General features: G+C 59.5%; 1 protein-coding gene. It reads right to left on the bottom strand.

What is annotated here, in order from left to right; translation table 11 throughout:
- Window positions 1-220: immunoglobulin-like domain-containing protein (locus ABI582_RS28775; protein WP_442121006.1), on the bottom strand; the 220-nt coding region annotated here is incomplete at both ends.

Here is a 220-nt window from a genome sequence, read left to right as displayed (position 1 = left end):
TAACCTGGGTGCTGACCGGGGTCTTGTCCAGGTTCAGGTTTTCAAACTTCCACGCGTCCGCGCCGCTGACGGCGTCGATGGCGTTGACCACCGGCTGGTTAGCACCGACATAGACGTTATCCGGCGCGGTTGTAGTGGCAGAACCGGTGGTGCTGTTCGCGGGCACGATGACAGTGGTGCCATCGGTCAGCTTGAAGTACAGCTCTGCGTGGTTGTTGAT

It is taken from the genome of Pseudomonas sp. SAS7 (assembly GCF_052112345.1).
Lineage (GTDB): Bacteria > Pseudomonadota > Gammaproteobacteria > Pseudomonadales > Pseudomonadaceae > Aquipseudomonas > Aquipseudomonas putida_Q.
Note: the sequence above shows the minus strand (reverse complement) of the source record. Positions and strands in the feature narration are given on the sequence as shown.